The following is a 16709-nucleotide window of genomic DNA, read 5'->3' as shown; positions in this document are numbered from 1 at the left end:
TTGCTTGATTTTACTCTTGTTTTTCCCGACTTGGCGGTGCGCCGCGTCGTTCAGTGGGGGCGCATTATAGACCTTTGGATGAGTCCGTCAAGGGGTAAATCGCATCCGTCCATTATATTTCTTCTAGGAGGCTTGGCTCAGCCATTTTCCTGCCGTAGTTCGATATAGACCACCTCATCTGCATCAACGGTCACATTTACTACCATCGGAGAGCAGCAGACTGAGCAGTCTTCAACATACTCCTGCTCAGACTCGGTCGCATCTACGATGAGTTCAATACTTTCACCACAATAGGGGCATAGCTCACTCAAAGTTTGCACTGGCTCCATGCGTTAATCCTCCGTGACAGATATATAGAGTCGCAGCTGTCGCGACAATACTTACTAGAGTAATAAGGAATGCCGCAAAGCTCATTTGCAGTAGGTATCAATACGTAGCAAATCCTCTGAAGCGCAGAACTTCTTGTCGCACTCAGAACAGTCCATCACTGGGTGAATCGCTGGGCAAGAGGCATAATAAGTGTTTCCAACGCATTCAGGAGTTCATCACATGATGGTTGTTCGCCCGGTTCGTGATACGGATCGAGAAGCACTGCATTCGCTTGCGGCCAAAACTGGCCCCGGATTCACCTCATTACAGGATGATGAAAGTCTGATTAGTGCCAAACTGGAAGCTGCTGCTCGCGCTTTCCAACCGCATGACAAACAAGAAGCAAGCTATCTATTTGTCATGGAAGATACAGAAACCCAAAAGGTTATCGGCATCTGTGGCATAGAGGCGGCTGTGGGACTGCATGATCCTTGGTACACCTACCATGTGGGCGTTCAGGTTCATGCCTCTCGCGAGCTCAATGTTTACACTCGCCATGAAACACTCACACTGAATAACAATCACACTGGGCATTCAGAACTCTGTACGCTCTTTCTCGACCCAGACTACCGCAAAGATAAAAACGGACATTTGTTGTCCAAATCCCGTTTCCTGTTTATGGCAGAGCACCCTACCCGCTTTTATCACTCCGTGATTGCTGAAATGCGCGGTTTTAGTGAGAACGGCGTTTCTCCTTTTTGGGAGGGACTTGGTCGCAACTTCTTTACCATGGACTTTGCTCAAGCTGATCGTCTTTCCAGCAAAGACAAGGGGTTTATCGCTGAGCTGATGCCGAAGCACACTATTTATGTCCATCTTCTCCCGGAAGAAGCCCAAAAAGTTATCGGACAAACTCACGAGCAGACGACTCCCGCACGACGCTTATTGGAGAGTGAGGGCTTTCGTTACAACAATTACGTCGATATTTTTGATGCAGGCCCGACTTTAGAATCCCGAGTTCAGGATATTAGAGCGGTTCGAGAAAGCCGCTATGTGAAGATTCAGGTAGGTAACACCTCGGGGCGAGGCGAGCTCTCATTGCTTTCCACTCTATCACTTACAGATTTTCGCTGCTGCATGACACAGGCTGATGTGCTTGGACATGGGATCATGCAGATAGACGCTAGTACAGCAGAAGCCTTACAGGTAAAAACCGGCGATACACTGAGAACCGCTGCTTTATTTGGCAGGCCAGTGTTATAGCCCAATGAAATAAAAGAAGCAGATAACAAAAAGGGCGCGAATGCGCCCTTTGTTTATATTGAAGCGGTCAGGTTAAACCGCCTGATAAATTTCAGCGCCCTGTTGCTTAAACTCAGAGGCTTTACTCTCCATACCCTGAGAAGCGACAGCCTGCAGCTCTTTTACCTGAGCCTCATCCAGCTCCCGGACTTCCTGAGAGATCTTCATTGAGCAGAACTTAGGTCCGCACATGGAGCAGAAGTGCGCCACTTTGGCAGACTCTTTAGGTAGAGTCGCATCATGGAAGGCCCGTGCAGTATCTGGGTCTAGAGCCAGATTGAACTGGTCTTCCCAGCGGAATTCAAAGCGTGCTTTTGAGAGTGCATTGTCGCGAATCTGCGCGCCCGGATGCCCTTTAGCAAGGTCCGCCGCATGGGCGGCAATCTTGTAGGTGATGATGCCAGTCTTCACATCATCCTTATCCGGCAAACCCAAGTGCTCTTTCGGTGTGACATAGCAAAGCATGGCGCAACCGTACCAGCCGATCATTGCAGCGCCGATGCCGGAGGTGATGTGGTCATAACCTGGTGCCACATCGGTAGTCAGCGGACCCAAAGTATAGAAAGGTGCCTCATCACAATGTTTCAACTGCTCAGTCATGTTTTCCTGAATTTTGTGCATGGGCACATGACCAGGGCCTTCGATGATGGTTTGCACATCATGCTTCCAGGCGATCTTGGTCAACTCACCCAGTGTTTGCAGCTCAGCAAACTGAGCTTCATCGTTGGCATCGTAGACTGAGCCAGGACGCAGGCCATCTCCCAGCGAGAAGGACACATCATAGGCTTTCATGATTTCGCAGATTTCCTCGAAGTGGGTATAGAGGAAATTCTCCTGATGATGCGCCAGACACCATTTGGCCATGATGGAGCCACCACGAGAAACGATGCCCGTCATACGCTTGGCGGTCATGGGCACATAACGCAGCAGTACGCCGGCGTGGATGGTGAAGTAGTCAACGCCCTGCTCTGCCTGTTCGATCAGGGTGTCACGGAACAGCTCCCAGTTCAGCTCCTCGGCAATGCCGCCCACTTTCTCAAGGGCCTGATAAATAGGTACAGTGCCAATCGGCACGGGGCTATTGCGCAGAATCCATTCGCGGGTTTCATGGATATGCTTGCCGGTCGACAGGTCCATGATGGTGTCAGCACCCCAACGGATGCCCCAGGTCATTTTCTCTACTTCCTCTTCAATCGAAGAGGTCACCGCTGAGTTACCGATATTGCCGTTAATCTTCACCAGGAAGTTACGGCCAATAATCATCGGCTCAAGCTCAGGGTGGTTGATGTTGGCTGGCAGCACAGCACGACCACGGGCAATCTCATCGCGGACAAATTCGGCGGTAATCTGATCGGGAATGCTCGCGCCCCAGGAGAAACCCGGCGCCTGTTGTTGCAGCAGCGCATTCTCTTTGGCCAGCTGCAGCTTCATGTTTTCACGGATCGCCACGTATTCCATTTCAGGCGTGATGATGCCTTTGCGTGCGTAATGTAGCTGAGTGACGTTTTGCCCGGTTTTAGCCCGACGCGGCGTGTGCTTAAGTTCAAAGCGAAGTGCATCAAGACTAGGGTCATTGGCTCGACGACGCCCATATTCGGAAGTAAGACTGGTCAGAATTTCGGTATCACCACGCTCTGAAATCCAGCGCCCGCGCACATCTACCAGGCCTTTACGCACATCGATATCCGCGTTGGGATCCGTATAGGGGCCGGACGTATCATAAACACGCAGTGCAGGATTCTCTTCTGTACCTTGCTGAGTAACCGTTGGCGTCAGGGTAATTTCCCGCATGGGAACCTGAATATCGTCACGGCTACCTTGGACATAGACTTTGCGAGATGCGGGAAAGGGCTGAACGGCCGCTTCATCGACCTTGGCTCGCTGACTAAGATGATGTTCTAACACAGTTACACCTCTAGGGGGTTGTGGTGGGCACCCCACCATTGATGAAAATGATTAACGGGACCTGCACCCTGCCCCAATTGCCAGGAAGCAGCAGAGGTCAGCGCCTGATGTAGCCAATCTTTGGCACGGCCGACGGACTCAAGCAGAGAAAACTGCTGTGCCAGCCCTGCTGTGATTGCCGCAGATAATGAGCATCCCGTTCCATGGGTGTTGCGAGTTTCAACACGTGCCAGGGTAAATTGATGATGGTAGTCGCTGGTAACCAACCAATCTGTTGCAGGCATACCTTGCTGCAGGTGACCGCCTTTAAGAAGAACAGCCTTGGCACCCAACGTTAATAGCGCCTCTGCCAGTGGCAACATGTCATCCGCCGTCTCGGGGACAGGCAGTCCTGTCATAACTGAGGCTTCATGAAGATTAGGGGTAATGAGCAAAGCGAGGGGGAACAATAGATTGATGACAGCATCAATCGCCTCTTCACTGATCAAACGATGCCCTGACGTTGAGATCATGACCGGATCAATGATCAAAGGAGCCGGAGAGCGCTTTAGCTGCTGAGCAACAGCGTCGATAATTTCTGCGCTGGCCAGCATGCCGGTCTTACAGGCGGCAAGGGTAAAGTCATCCTGCACAGCTTGAATTTGCTGAGCAACGATGACCGGCTCCAAGGTTTGAACAGCGGTCACTCCCTGAGTGTTCTGGGCAGTAATCGCGGTAATCGCACTGGCCCCGAAAACCCCCAAAGCAGAGAAGGTTTTGAGATCGGCCTGAATGCCAGCACAGCCACCGCTATCAGAACCGGCAATGGTCAGAGCAACAGGGGGTGTCGAGCGGGAAAGCACCGCAGGACCAATATTCATGATACACAGGCCTCAAATAGACCCGGTTCACGCCGGTCGGCGGTGACTACAACTGCGAAGGAAGAGTGCGCAGAAATAGCCAGCGCACAGATAGGTCAAGGAAGTGAAGCACCGACCACAACAGGCAAGTACTTATTGCTTGTTTCCTACGCCAGTACGAACTGGATCAGGTTCACGGGTATTATCTCAGCCGCTCAAGGGCGGCACCCCGACAAGTAAACGCGCTCAGTAAAAGTCTAAGACACGTGAAAAACTGCCGACAGTGTAGAGAGGCCTGCAACAGGATTCAAGCGCAGGTCACTCAAGCTCTGCCATAATGTCAGACAGCTTAGCCAAACCCTTTCTCCTCAGGATTCTGTTTAACGACAGTGGAGCCCGCTGAATGCATACCAAAAACCGTCTGCCTTGGCTTATTTTACTGGCAGGTAGCATCGTCCTCGCCCTGAACTTAGGTATTCGACAAACACTGAGCCTGCTAATTCCGGACATGCTAGTTATGCCGACGCTCAATCTAGGCACTATGGGTCTGGCCTTTGCGATTCAGAACCTGATCTGGGGTTTGACATCACCTATTGCCGGAATACTTGCCGATCGATACGGCTCGGCACGAGTTCTGGCCTTGGGGGCGGTACTCTATGCACTAGGTCTGATACTCGCCGCCTGGATAACACAAGTCTGGCAGCTACACCTCGAATTAGGGTTGATACTGGGACTAGGCGCCGGCGCGACCACTTTCCCTCTGGTGCTGGCAGTTGTCGGCAAGGCCTTCCCACCCAATCAACGCTCGCGTGCTCTGGGTCTGGCATCCGCCGGCGGCTCAGTCGGTCAGTTTTTGATGGCACCCATTATGAACTCGCTTAATCACCAATTTGGCTGGCAAAGCACTCTTATCATTGTGGGTCTTCTGGCACTAGTGATGATCCCAAGCGCCTATTTTTTACAGAGCGAACCGGCACACAAAGTACCATCAACAGGTCAACCTTCCATTGGAATCAGGAAGGCGCTGGAACAGGCAGGACAGCATCCCAGCTTCTGGTTATTAAATATCGGCTTTTTTGTCTGTGGTTTTCATGTGGCGTTTATTGCAACCCACCTACCTACGTATGTCAGTCTGTGCGGCTTACCCAGCAACGTGTCTGCGACCGGATTGGCATTAATTGGCCTGTTTAATATCTTCGGTTCACTGACCTCCGGGTATCTGGGCGGCAAGTATCGCCCCAAGTGGATGCTCTCAGGACTGTACGGGCTGCGCGCGCTGGTACTGGCCATCTTCTGGGTGGCGCCAAAAACACCGGTTACCGTACTGTGTTTTGCCGCTGCTATCGGCTTTCTCTGGCTCTCCACTGTCCCCTTAACGTCAGGCGCTTTAGGCCAGATTTTCGGCCCCACTTATCTTGCCACTCTTTTCGGTGTCGTCATGCTCTCTCACCAGATTGGCGCCTTCTTTGGCGCTTGGCTTGGAGGAGAACTCATGGAGTTAACCGGTAGCTTTGATGTGATGTGGATGATTTCCATCGGCCTGGGTTTACTGGCGATGGTTATTCACTTGCCCGTCAATGATCGGCCTTCGGATGAAAACCCGGGGCATTGTGTGAGACCTGCATGAAGCAGATGCAAAAAAACCAGCGTAATGCTGGTTTTTTTGTTATTTGAACTGATCAGGTGAAAATATCATCGCCATGCAAACCCTGTCGCTCGACGATTTCACGAAGCCGACGCAGAGCTTCTACCTGGATCTGGCGAACACGTTCACGAGTCAGGCCAATCTCACGCCCAACCTCTTCAAGGGTACTCATCTCGTAGCCTCGAAGACCAAAGCGGCGGGCCAGTACTTCACTCTGCTTATCAGGCAATAAGGCCAGCCAATCATCGATAGAGCCATGCAAGTCTGTTTGTTGCAACCAGGACTCTGGATCAGCCGCTTCGTGGTCAGCCAAGGTTTCAAGAAGTGGCTTATCAGAATCCGGAGCCATTGCCGAGTCTACTGAAGTAACTTTCTCATTCCAGCCAAGCATCCGCTCAACATCTTCGACGGGCTTATCGAGGTGACTGGCAATCTCTTCTGCCGTTGGCTCATGATCAAGCTTGTGTGCCAGCTCACGGGCAGTTCGCAGATAGATGTTCAGCTCTTTAACGACATGGATCGGCAAGCGAATTGTCCGCGTTTGATTCATGATGGCTCGCTCGATCGTCTGGCGAATCCACCACGTAGCGTAAGTTGAAAAACGGAAGCCGCGCTCAGGGTCAAACTTCTCGACCGCGCGAATCAGGCCGAGGTTACCCTCTTCAATCAGATCAAGCAGCGTAAGCCCACGATTAAGATAACGGCGGGCAATCTTCACCACCAAACGCAGATTACTTTCAATCATTCGCTTGCGAGACGCTTCACAACCACGGAGTGATTTGCGTGAGAAATACACTTCCTGCTCTGCGGTCAGCAAAGGCGCGAAGCCGATTTCGTTCAGATAAAGTTGGGTTGCATCCAGCTGTTTTTTGCTGGCACGGGAAGTACTGAGTTCAGGAGGAAGGCCAAGACCTGAGTAGCCCTCTTCCTCATCGTTGTCAGTAGAGTCTGACATTGCTTCCAGCTCTAACTCCTGGACATCCATGAGATCCAGGTCGGAATCTTTCTCAACCATCTGCTGCCACCTTTGGAGTTTTTATTATGGGGCCCCTGAGTTCAGGAGAGACGCGTCAAAGACTAACAGCTGTTCAAAAAAATAGTCACATTAGCGCTTAGGCAAAAAGCTCAATGGATTCACTGGTTGCCCATCCTGTCTGATCTCAAAATACAGCATTCCATCTTTGTCGCCAGACTGGCCCATCTCTGCAATAACATCCCCGCGATTCACCTTCTGCTGTTCCTTCACAAGGATACGCCGGTTGTTTGCATACGCACTCAGGAACTCCTGATTGTGATTAATAATGATGAGGTTAACGTACCCTCGCAGTCCGTTACCTGCATAGACCACCACTCCGTCTGCTGCTGCAGTAACAGGACTCCCCACATTTCCTGCAATATTTATACCCTTACTTACATTACGGTTTGGTGAATAACTTCCTGTTACCTTACCGCTTGAGGGCCAACCCCAAGTCAACGCGCCTCCTGAAGGAACAGTTGGTTTCTTGACCGATGAGGTTGTTTTTACTTTGCCTTGAGAAGAGGCCGTTGTCGATACCGACTTTGGTCTTTTTACTGTCGGCGCCGGCGTGGATACCTGAGCCACGCTCACTTTCGGTGCAGTCTGCACCACTCCGGGGTCAGCGCTCCCCGAAAGCTTCAGCGCCTGCCCGGGATAGATTGCGAAAGGAGCTGACAAACTATTGCGAGCAGCCAGTGACTGATAATCCTGCCCGTAACGATAGGCAATCGAATAAAGCGTCTCACCCGGACTGACGATGTGATAGCCCACCTGAGCAGGAGTTAACCCATGTCTGGACACATCATCGACCGGCGCATAATAGCTATTGGTTGAGCAGGCACTGAGCGCCAGTACTGCAGAAACCATCAACCCGGAGCCAAGCGCTTTCGCGCGAGCCCTGAAAGGCATAATTACTTACCCTCCATTGCAATAGCTTGCATAGGCTCATTATTCTTGGCCAAACGAGAGAGCAGCCATACCGCCACAGCGCCCAGAGCTATCAAACCCAGGAGCAGAGTCAGCTGGGATGACTGGCCTGTCACAGCCTCGAAGGTATGCGGAAGCACACTATCCTGAAGCAGTGGAACGGAATCGCCATGACTATCCATACGATAGACACGGGTGACTTTCCATGGCCAGACTTTCCCGAGGGAGCCCAGCATAAATCCAGTAAGAATGGAGAGAGTAAGATTACGGTGGTGGTGAAGACTCCAGTGTAGAAATCGCGAAAAACCCAATAACCCGGAAGCACAGCCCACCATAAATAACAGTAAAAAGCTTACATGCCCTTGTTTGACAGCATCGAGAACAGGCTGGTAAAGCCCCAGAATGAGTAATAAAAAACTTCCAGAAATGCCTGGAAGGATCATCGCGCAGATCGCGATAGCCCCGCCAATGAAGAAGTTTAGCGCCGTTGGCTCTAACGAAAATGAGAAACCCTGGGTCAATTGCCAACCCAGCAAAGCGCCAATGATCAGCATGCCACTCGTCGCCAAACTACGCTCTCTTACTTCTCTGCCGATCAACCAGCAGGACATGGCAACCAGCCCAAAGAAAAAGGCCCAGATCATTAGAGGCTGATTCTCAAGCAGCCAACTGATACCGCGCGCTAACGTAATAACACTGGTGAGGATGCCTGCAACAAGCGTCAGAAGAAAACCAAAGTTCCCCTCTTTCCAGAAGGCTCGGAATCCGTTTTGAAAGCACACACCAATCAGTCTCGGATGCATGTTTTTAATCGTTTGCAGGAGTTCATCGTAAATGCCGGAAATAAAGGCGATTGTGCCTCCCGAAACACCAGGCACCACATCGGCAGCGCCCATAGCCATGCCCTTCAAAAAGAGCCAGAAACGATCCATAGGGAATTATCCATTAACGATTAGCGAATACGACCTTCTAACAAGGGCACAAAGCGAGCAGGCTCAATATCCTCTTCCTGATACTGGCCATAGGCAGCTGTAATCCGCTTAAGTACCTGAGACTCCTGATTTCCAACTGGAATAATCAGCACACCACCGGAACAGAGCTGGGATTTCAGAGCTTCAGGAACAGAAGAAGAGGCTGCTGTAACAACAATAGCGTCATAAGGTCCTTTCTCACGCCAACCAAGGGTTCCGTCAGCATAGCGAGGAAAAACATTATAAATTTTAAGCTGTTGGAAGCGTTTCCGCGTTTTTTCAGACAGAGGGCGAATCCGCTCAACGGAGTAGACATGATCTGAAACGGCGGCTAGCACTGCGGTTTGATAGCCAGAACCCGTTCCAATTTCCAAGACTTTTCGTGGGTGAGGACATTTTTCCAGCAAAAGTTCCGTCATACGCGCAACAATATACGGTTGAGAGAGAGTCTGCTGATACCCAATGGGCAATGCCGTATCTTCGTAGGCTCGATGAGCTAAAGCTTCATCAACAAACAGATGCCTGGGAAGACGATTAAGCACGTCGAGAACTTGAGAGTGATAAATCCCCTGCTCCTGAAGGCGGATAACCATACGCTCACGAGTTCGTGGCGATGTCATTCCAATTCCATCAAGCTGAAAATTTTCCACCTCAGCTCCTATTTCAGCACCTGATTGCAAGCTACTGAATTTTATACAACATTGTCACTAAGGTCGGAACCCCGCCACGAATGAATGGAGCAAATCTCGCGGATAACAGAGGTAGCATAGCTGCCGCTGGGCAAAGTGAAGTTCAACCTGAGCCCGGCTTCATTGAATTCATACGTAAAATGACTGACTGGTAGCACTAACGCACGACGGTCATGCTTCAACCCTTCCCTTCCCAGAGATTGAATCCATTCAGATGAAGGCGAAAGCACACTCTCTTCAAAGGAGGCAGACTCCTCCCGAACCCGGAGGCCCGCCCCGGGCATAGGAGCAGTGGCAGACACCTTATTCAGCTCTCGGTCTGACTGCGTATCAGCCAAGTTATCAGGACTCACCAGAAACTCTTTCCCCGTTTCCAGATTCTGAACAATGTCTCCGTTCAAAACCCTCTCCCAAAACCCCTGCTTAATACGCTGGCTAACCACATTATTAAAAAGATAGCTTCGGGCAGCAGATATGAAGAGCCCGCGCTTATAGTTTGAAAGGCGGGTGAGTTCGCCCTGGAACAGGCGGTCTGCCATGTGCAGGTTGTAGCCATCATGACCAAATCGCTGAGGGCCGAAATAATTAGGGACGCCACTGCGAGCAATAGCCTCAATTCGTTCGGCAACCCCTTCGGTATCACCTTCGAGATCACGCAATTGAATACTAAAGCCATTCGCCAGATGAGCACCGCGCTGAAGTTTCTTAGTATGCCGATTAACCTTCAGTACCCGCACTGCATCATTTTCAAAGTTTTGAAGCTCAGGCAAATCCTTACCCGGCAAATGTATGCTGAACCACTGTTGAGTTCGAGCCTGCTTATCTTTTAAACCTGAATAACTTACCACTTTCATGGCCACACCCAGCCACTTGGCCAGAATACGGCTAACTTCATCCGTTGTAAGACCCACTTTCTCTACTAGCAGAAAAAGATGCTCGCCCTCACCGCTTGGCTCAAACCCCAACAACTCAGTAACAAGGAAATCTTCAGGCGTTGTTTTAAGAGAGGCTTTCAAAGGAAGAGGAGAATAGAGATAGGACCATTGATCCATAACTTCGACGTAAGGAGTACTCATCAATTACTCGTTGTCAGCAGATTTATTATCCGGAGAGGAAGTGGATGCGTTCTGATCCAGAAGAAGATAGTAGGTCTCACCCTGGCGTATCATGCCTAGCTCACTACGAGCACGCTCTTCAATGGCCGCCATGCCTTTTTTGAGGTCTTTAACCTCCGCCTCGAGGCGAGTATTACGCCGCTCCAGACGCTCATTCAAGGCTTCTTGCTTTGAAGTTGATGCTTGCAGAGCCCAGAAATCAGGCAGGCTGCTTTCTCCCCACCAAAGGCGATATTGCAGGCCGACACACAGCAAAAGAAGTAAGGGAATCAGATAACGCATGACAGGGTTCTGCCCAGAGTGCTTCAGGGTTTCGCTTATGCTAATGGTTTCAATGCCGAAGGCCAACAAAAAAGGGGGCCAAGCCCCCTTTTCTATCATACCTGTTATCAGGCCTGACCTTTGATCTCTACTCGACCACGGTAAGGTGCCTGACCTGCCAGTTGCTGCTCAATACGCAGTAGGCGGTTATACTTGGCAACACGATCAGAACGGCACAGAGAACCCGTCTTAATCTGACCTGCTGAAGTACCAACGGCCAGATCAGCAATGGTAGTGTCTTCAGTTTCACCGGAGCGGTGAGAAATAACGGCGGTGTAACCAGCTGCCTTAGCCATCTTGATAGCATCAAGCGTCTCAGACAGTGAACCAATCTGGTTAAACTTAATCAGAATGGAGTTACCGATCCCCTTCTCAATTCCTTCCTTCAGAATGCGGGTGTTAGTAACGAACAAGTCATCGCCCACAAGCTGGATACGTTCACCTGCCAGTTTGGTCAGAACAGCCCAACCATCCCAATCCGATTCATCAAGACCGTCTTCGATAGAGACGATAGGATATTTCTGACTCAGCTCATCCAGGTAAGCAGCAAAGCCAGCGGAGTCGAATGACTTGTCTTCACCAGAAAGGACATACTGACCGTTCTTGTAGAACTCAGAAGCCGCGCAATCCAGCGCCAGTGTGACATCAGTGCCAAGCTTATATCCGGCACGTGAAACAGCTTCCTGAATGACAACCAGCGCTTCTTCATTAGAGCCCAGGTTAGGTGCAAAACCACCCTCATCACCGACAGCAGTATTCATGCCTTTTTCAGAAAGCACTTTTTTCAGGTTATGGAAAATTTCAGCTCCATAACGCAGCGCTTCCGCAAAGCTTGGAGCCCCTACAGGCTGAACCATGAACTCCTGGATATCGACGTTGTTATCTGCGTGCTCACCACCGTTCAGAATGTTCATCATAGGAACAGGCATTGAGAACTGGCCTGGAGTGCCATTAACCTCGGCGATATGAGCGTAAAGAGGGATCTTTTTCGAAGCAGCAGCAGCTTTGGCAGCAGCCAGTGAAACAGCCAGAATGGCGTTAGCGCCCATCACCTGCTTGTTATCAGTCCCATCCAGATCCAGCATGATCTGATCAACACCGCGCTGATCCGCAGCATCTTTCCCCAGAAGGGCATCACGAATCACACCATTGATGTTGGCAACGGCACTGAGAACGCCCTTACCCATATAACGGTTTTTATCACCATCACGAAGTTCGAGGGCCTCGCGAGAACCCGTCGAAGCACCGGAAGGTGCGCAAGCGGAACCGACAGCACCACAGCTAAGAATAACGTCAGCTTCTACAGTCGGATTACCGCGGGAATCGAGAACTTCACGTGCTTTGATATCGACGATTTGGGTCATGCCAATGTCTGCTCCCTGTAAGGTGGCTAGAAACGCCGGTTCTTGTTTTTCTTAAGAACCTGGCTCAGTTCGAAGATCCAGTCTGATGCGGCCAGAGCACTCCGGTAAGACAACATACCTCCGGAGCCAGTACCATGGTCTAACGACAGGTCAGGCGCTTTTCAACAACCTGACCTCTGAGCGGTCCAAGGGATTTCCCTTAGGCAGAAAAGTTTACCGCAGCTTGAACGAAACCGGTAAACAAAGGATGACCATCACGAGGAGTGGAGGTGAATTCCGGATGGAACTGACAACCGACAAACCAGGGATGATCCTTAACTTCAACAATCTCAACCAGATTACCATCCATCGAGCGGCCAGAGATTACCAGACCGGCCTGCTGAAGTGATTCAAGATAGTTGTTGTTAAATTCAAAACGATGACGGTGACGTTCGCGAATAACATCACTACCGTAGCACTGATAAGAGCGGGTACCTTCTTCCAGACGACACTCCTGCGCACCCAGACGCATCGTGCCACCCAGATCGGAGTTCTCGGAACGGGTTTCAACCGTGCCCTCTTTGGTTGTCCACTCAGTGATCAGTGCAATAACGGGATGCTCAAGACCCTGCTTGAACTCGGTGCTGTTCGCACCTTCCAGCTTGGCAACATGGCGTGCGTATTCAATTACCGCGACCTGCATACCCAGACAAATTCCCAGGTAAGGAATCTTGTTCTCGCGTGCATATTGAGCCGTTTTAATCTTGCCCTCAACACCACGCTCCCCGAAGCCGCCGGGCACCAGAATAGCAGAGACATCTTTGAGCTGATCAAGACCACCTTCTTTCTCGATGTCTTCGGAATCAACGTAGCGCAGAGTTACTTTGGTGTTGGTATGCAGACCTGCGTGTTTGATCGCCTCAATCAGTGATTTGTAGGCATCCAGCAGCTCCATGTATTTACCAACCATTGCAATGGTAATTGCATGCTCAGGATTCTGCTCACGATCCACAACCCAGTCCCACTCACGCAGGTCGGCATCGCTACACTCCAGTCGGAATTTATCCACAACGATCTGGTCAAGCTTCTGCTCATTCAACATACGTGGAATAGAGTAGATGCTCTTGGCATCTGGCAGGCTGATAACAGCACGCTCTTCAACGTTAGTGAACAGCGCAATCTTACGGCGCTCAGGCGCTTCAATGCTGACCTCTGAACGGCATACCAGAATATCTGGCTGAATACCGATAGAACGCAGCTCTTTCACCGAATGCTGGGTTGGCTTGGTTTTGGTTTCACCGGCTGTAGCGATGTAGGGCACAAGAGTCAGGTGCATAAACAAGGCTCGCTCACCGCCCAGCTCTACGCGAAGCTGACGCACAGCCTCAAGGAAAGGCAACGACTCGATATCACCGACAGTTCCACCGATCTCAACCAGTGCAACATCACAGCCTTCCGCACCATCAATCACACGGCGCTTGATTTCATCAGTAATATGCGGGATGACCTGGACAGTCCCACCCAGATAATCACCACGGCGCTCTTTACGCAGCACGTGCTCATATACACGACCAGTGGTGAAGTTATTACGCTGGGTCATGTGGGTACGAATGAATCGCTCGTAGTGACCCAAGTCAAGATCCGTCTCTGCGCCATCATCAGTGACGAAGACCTCTCCGTGCTGGAAAGGGCTCATGGTACCTGGATCAACGTTGATGTATGGATCCAGTTTCAGCATGGTCACCTTGAGACCTCGAGCTTCAAGAATCGCGGCCAAAGAGGCAGAGGCAATGCCTTTACCCAATGAGGACACGACGCCGCCCGTGACGAAAATATAGCGCGTCATTGAAAACCTGTTCAAATTACGTTGTGGGATAAAGAGGTGACGAGAATGTCATCAAGATGGGACGTCAGGATACCAGAACCCTCGTGACGCAACAACGTTATATTCAGCCTAAAGGCGCCGCAATTCGCCACGGGCGCAGGGGCAAAACCCATTGAGGCAACCATCCGCGCTGGCCCTCGCCTGCCCGATAACGATCTGCAACCTCATCGGCCACTGAAACAATGTCATTAGCTATTGCTACGATAGGTACATACTGGCGTAGCCATACGGGGATTGACCGCTGTTGGAAGTAGTTCTTCAAGGTAACGTGGTGAGGCTTGCCAGGCGGCTGCCACCGCAAACTGCTTTGTCTCGGAATCAAATGCAGCTGACTGACCCAGCGTTCATGAATACCTCCCCCTTCTACCGCACGAAAAACCAATTTCCCCCAAGGCAGCTCTGTCGCTGTCAACACTTCAAGAGGCTGAACCGATGCCAAGCCTGCAGGCATAAGAGCCGGCAACAGATAGAGACTCCCATGGAAGCGACACCACTTGAACTGCTTCCAGCGAAGCTCATTGGCCGTGTCATGCTCAGCTGCCACAAACGCTGGAAATGCTTCAACTAGATGTTCAGGCATAGGAGGGAGAGCAAGTAGAGAAACAAGATGCCTTAAGAGGTTTTTCTGCCTTGATACTGAGAGCTGACGCAATAGCTCAAGAGATAACGTTCCACTCAACTCATCCCAGGCGCACTTGATCAGATCCTCCTTGGCCAGCTCTTCCAATAACACTGAGACTTCAGCACAGGCATTGGCACTTGCCGATAAGGATTGACCCAACTGCGGCCAGCGCTGCCTCAGTGCAGGCAAAACTTGCTGGCGAAGAAAGTTCCGGTCAAAGGTCACGTCGTGATTACTTGGATCCTCGACAGCAACCAGTTGCCAAGCTGAAGCATAGTGATCAATCTGGCGTCTGGAGATACCAAGCAGCGGCCTCCCCCAAAAAACTTTGCCATCATTCGGCAAAACAGCAGTGCGAAGCGCTGACATGGCGGCAAGACCCTGAGGCCCGGCACCTCGCATAAGACGCAACATCAGAGTTTCCTCCTGATCATCACGATGCTGACCCAGAAGGAGCAAGTCACCGGACTCGGCATAATGAGAGAACGCCTGATAACGCGCCTCCCGTGCTGCCTGTTCGACATTCTGATCACGAGCAATATCAACGCGCATTGAGCGATACAAAAAGCCGTAACCTGCAGCTAAAGCAGCAACATCTCGCGCCCAGCTTTCTGCATCTGGCTGCAACTTATGATTTACATGCCAAAGCTCAATAGGGATAGAGAGCCTACCCGTCACCGACAAACGCCAGCACAGATGAGCCAGCACCTGAGAATCCCTGCCGCCACTTACCGCAACGATCAGACGTTTCGGGCGAACCTGCGCAATCAACTTTCCAAGCTGCCCTGGGTGCAAATCCTGAATAGCAAAAAGCCGGGCATGCCCGGCTTTTTTCATGGTCTGCAGAAGATTACTCACCTGCACCATAAGACATCAATCGCTCATAACGCTGCTCAAGCAATTCCTCTTGGCTCAGACCGCGCAGGTCAGCCAGCGTTTCGCTGAGAGCCAACTTAAGATTTGCTGCCATCAGCTTAGGATCACGATGACTTCCTCCCAAAGGCTCGTTGATCAAGCGATCGACAAAGCCCAGTTCCTGCAAACGCGGAGCTGTCATTCCCATGGCCTTGGAAGCATCTGAGGCCTTTTCAGCACTTTTCCAAAGGATGGAAGCACAGCCTTCCGGCGAAATCACAGAGTAGACGGAGTACTGAAGCATCAGCAAACGGTCACAAACGCCAATAGCCAACGCGCCACCGGAGCCACCCTCACCAATCACCGTAGAGATGATCGGCGTGTTCAGGCGAGACATCACTGCCAGATTGTAAGCAATAGCCTCACTCTGGCCGCGCTCCTCAGCATCAATACCCGGCCAGGCGCCAGGAGTGTCGATGAAGGTCAAAATAGGCAGCTTGAAACGCTCAGCCATTTCCATAAAGCGTAATGCTTTGCGATAACCTTCTGGTCGGGGCATGCCGAAGTTACGACGTACTTTTTCACGCACATCGCGGCCCTTCTGCTGGCCGATAATCATTACAGGCTCATCATTAAGACGAGCGACACCACCGACAATTGCTGCATCGTCAGAGAAATGACGATCACCATGAAGCTCATCAAAGTCCGTGAAGATTTCACGAACATAATCCAGCGTGTAAGGGCGCAGCGGGTGACGTGAAAGCTGCGTGATCTGCCAATCGCTCAGGTTAGAGAACACCTGCTCAGTCAAGCTCGCGCTTTTTTCTTCAAGCTTGGAAATTTCTTCAGCAATGTTGAAGTCATTACTGCTGCTTACCAGGCGTAATTCATCGATTTTTGCCTGCAGGTCAGCAATGGGCTGCTCAAAGTCCAGATAATTTGGGTTCATCACTCAATTCCGCA

15 protein-coding genes and 1 riboswitch are annotated in these 16709 nt (G+C 51.0%); of the genes, 2 read left to right on the top strand and 13 right to left on the bottom strand.

Annotated elements, in window-relative coordinates; all coding sequences use genetic code 11:
- Positions 1–137: 137 nt before the first annotated feature.
- Positions 138–329: a CPXCG motif-containing cysteine-rich protein gene (locus ACKC9G_RS11940; RefSeq protein ID WP_411405607.1), complete on the bottom strand. Its 192-nt coding sequence runs from the start codon at positions 327–329 to the stop codon at positions 138–140.
- A 220-nt stretch (positions 330–549) separates the two neighbouring features.
- Here ACKC9G_RS11940 and astA point away from each other — a divergent pair, with 220 nt between their 5' ends.
- Positions 550–1572 carry an arginine N-succinyltransferase gene (astA, locus tag ACKC9G_RS11935; protein ID WP_411405605.1) on the top strand — a complete coding sequence of 341 codons (1023 nt, stop codon included), beginning with the start codon at positions 550–552 and terminating at the stop codon, positions 1570–1572.
- A gap of 72 nt (positions 1573–1644) precedes the next feature.
- On the opposite strand, the gene thiC is transcribed toward astA, so the two are convergent.
- Entirely contained in the window at positions 1645–3516 is a 1872-nt protein-coding gene (gene thiC / locus ACKC9G_RS11930) for a phosphomethylpyrimidine synthase ThiC (protein WP_411405603.1), read from the bottom strand.
- 2 nt (positions 3517–3518) lie between these two features.
- Positions 3519–4376 carry a bifunctional hydroxymethylpyrimidine kinase/phosphomethylpyrimidine kinase gene (gene thiD / locus ACKC9G_RS11925; protein WP_411405601.1) on the bottom strand — a complete coding sequence of 286 codons (858 nt, stop codon included), beginning with the start codon at positions 4374–4376 and terminating at the stop codon, positions 3519–3521.
- A 126-nt stretch (positions 4377–4502) separates the two neighbouring features.
- Positions 4503–4597: riboswitch (TPP riboswitch) on the bottom strand.
- Between the two features lie 161 nt (positions 4598–4758).
- Between thiD and ACKC9G_RS11920 the strand changes: the two genes are divergently transcribed.
- Entirely contained in the window at positions 4759–5982 is a 1224-nt protein-coding gene (locus tag ACKC9G_RS11920) for an MFS transporter (RefSeq protein ID WP_411405599.1), read from the top strand.
- Positions 5983–6034: 52 nt separating this feature from the next.
- Here ACKC9G_RS11920 and rpoS read toward each other — a convergent pair whose 3' ends face one another.
- The 10 genes from rpoS to accA all read right to left on the bottom strand — a co-directional run bounded on the left by rpoS (position 6035) and on the right by accA (position 16695).
- Positions 6035–7015, bottom strand: a complete 981-nt coding sequence (rpoS, locus tag ACKC9G_RS11915) for an RNA polymerase sigma factor RpoS (protein WP_411405597.1) — start codon at positions 7013–7015, stop codon at positions 6035–6037.
- A 90-nt stretch (positions 7016–7105) separates the two neighbouring features.
- Positions 7106–7927 carry a peptidoglycan DD-metalloendopeptidase family protein gene (locus tag ACKC9G_RS11910; protein WP_411405595.1) on the bottom strand — a complete coding sequence of 274 codons (822 nt, stop codon included), beginning with the start codon at positions 7925–7927 and terminating at the stop codon, positions 7106–7108.
- A 2-nt stretch (positions 7928–7929) separates the two neighbouring features.
- Positions 7930–8877: a DUF368 domain-containing protein gene (locus tag ACKC9G_RS11905; protein ID WP_411405593.1), complete on the bottom strand. Its 948-nt coding sequence runs from the start codon at positions 8875–8877 to the stop codon at positions 7930–7932.
- A 20-nt stretch (positions 8878–8897) separates the two neighbouring features.
- Positions 8898–9536: a protein-L-isoaspartate(D-aspartate) O-methyltransferase gene (locus tag ACKC9G_RS11900; RefSeq protein ID WP_411405617.1), complete on the bottom strand. Its 639-nt coding sequence runs from the start codon at positions 9534–9536 to the stop codon at positions 8898–8900.
- Positions 9537–9607: 71 nt separating this feature from the next.
- Positions 9608–10681, bottom strand: a complete 1074-nt coding sequence (gene truD / locus ACKC9G_RS11895; RefSeq protein ID WP_411405591.1) for a tRNA pseudouridine(13) synthase TruD — start codon at positions 10679–10681, stop codon at positions 9608–9610.
- Between the two features lie 3 nt (positions 10682–10684).
- A complete protein-coding gene (ftsB, locus tag ACKC9G_RS11890) occupies positions 10685–11002 on the bottom strand; it encodes a cell division protein FtsB (RefSeq protein ID WP_411405615.1) in 318 nt (105 codons plus the stop codon).
- A gap of 107 nt (positions 11003–11109) precedes the next feature.
- Entirely contained in the window at positions 11110–12405 is a 1296-nt protein-coding gene (eno, locus tag ACKC9G_RS11885) for a phosphopyruvate hydratase (RefSeq protein WP_411405589.1), read from the bottom strand.
- Positions 12406–12604: 199 nt separating this feature from the next.
- Positions 12605–14230, bottom strand: coding sequence for a CTP synthase (locus ACKC9G_RS11880; protein WP_411405587.1), 1626 nt, complete (start codon positions 14228–14230; stop codon positions 12605–12607).
- Between the two features lie 103 nt (positions 14231–14333).
- Positions 14334–15749, bottom strand: coding sequence for a tRNA lysidine(34) synthetase TilS (gene tilS / locus ACKC9G_RS11875; RefSeq protein ID WP_411405585.1), 1416 nt, complete (start codon positions 15747–15749; stop codon positions 14334–14336).
- Entirely contained in the window at positions 15742–16695 is a 954-nt protein-coding gene (accA, locus tag ACKC9G_RS11870; RefSeq protein WP_411405583.1) for an acetyl-CoA carboxylase carboxyl transferase subunit alpha, read from the bottom strand. Before accA ends, tilS begins: the two co-directional genes overlap by 8 nt.
- Positions 16696–16709 lie beyond the last annotated feature (14 nt).

The sequence above is a fragment of the Pokkaliibacter sp. CJK22405 genome (assembly GCF_046614695.1).
Classification (GTDB): domain Bacteria; phylum Pseudomonadota; class Gammaproteobacteria; order Pseudomonadales; family Balneatricaceae; genus Pokkaliibacter.
The sequence above is the reverse complement of the archived record's forward strand: the minus strand, read 5'-3'. Positions and strand labels throughout refer to the sequence as shown.

What these genes read in the sequence shown, in the direction of transcription:
- astA (WP_411405605.1), top strand. Translation starts at nt 550, where the DNA reads ATGATGGTTGTTCGCCCGGTTCGTGATACGGATCGAGAAGCACTGCAT.
- ACKC9G_RS11910 (WP_411405595.1), bottom strand. Translation starts at nt 7,927, where the DNA reads ATGCCTTTCAGGGCTCGCGCGAAAGCGCTTGGCTCCGGGTTGATGGTT.
- thiD (WP_411405601.1), bottom strand. Translation starts at nt 4,376, where the DNA reads ATGAATATTGGTCCTGCGGTGCTTTCCCGCTCGACACCCCCTGTTGCT.
- ACKC9G_RS11900 (WP_411405617.1), bottom strand. Translation starts at nt 9,536, where the DNA reads ATGACATCGCCACGAACTCGTGAGCGTATGGTTATCCGCCTTCAGGAG.
- ACKC9G_RS11905 (WP_411405593.1), bottom strand. Translation starts at nt 8,877, where the DNA reads ATGGATCGTTTCTGGCTCTTTTTGAAGGGCATGGCTATGGGCGCTGCC.
- eno (WP_411405589.1), bottom strand. Translation starts at nt 12,405, where the DNA reads ATGACCCAAATCGTCGATATCAAAGCACGTGAAGTTCTCGATTCCCGC.
- accA (WP_411405583.1), bottom strand. Translation starts at nt 16,695, where the DNA reads ATGAACCCAAATTATCTGGACTTTGAGCAGCCCATTGCTGACCTGCAG.
- ACKC9G_RS11940 (WP_411405607.1), bottom strand. Translation starts at nt 329, where the DNA reads ATGGAGCCAGTGCAAACTTTGAGTGAGCTATGCCCCTATTGTGGTGAA.
- ftsB (WP_411405615.1), bottom strand. Translation starts at nt 11,002, where the DNA reads ATGCGTTATCTGATTCCCTTACTTCTTTTGCTGTGTGTCGGCCTGCAA.
- ACKC9G_RS11880 (WP_411405587.1), bottom strand. Translation starts at nt 14,230, where the DNA reads ATGACGCGCTATATTTTCGTCACGGGCGGCGTCGTGTCCTCATTGGGT.
- rpoS (WP_411405597.1), bottom strand. Translation starts at nt 7,015, where the DNA reads ATGGTTGAGAAAGATTCCGACCTGGATCTCATGGATGTCCAGGAGTTA.
- truD (WP_411405591.1), bottom strand. Translation starts at nt 10,681, where the DNA reads ATGAGTACTCCTTACGTCGAAGTTATGGATCAATGGTCCTATCTCTAT.
- ACKC9G_RS11920 (WP_411405599.1), top strand. Translation starts at nt 4,759, where the DNA reads ATGCATACCAAAAACCGTCTGCCTTGGCTTATTTTACTGGCAGGTAGC.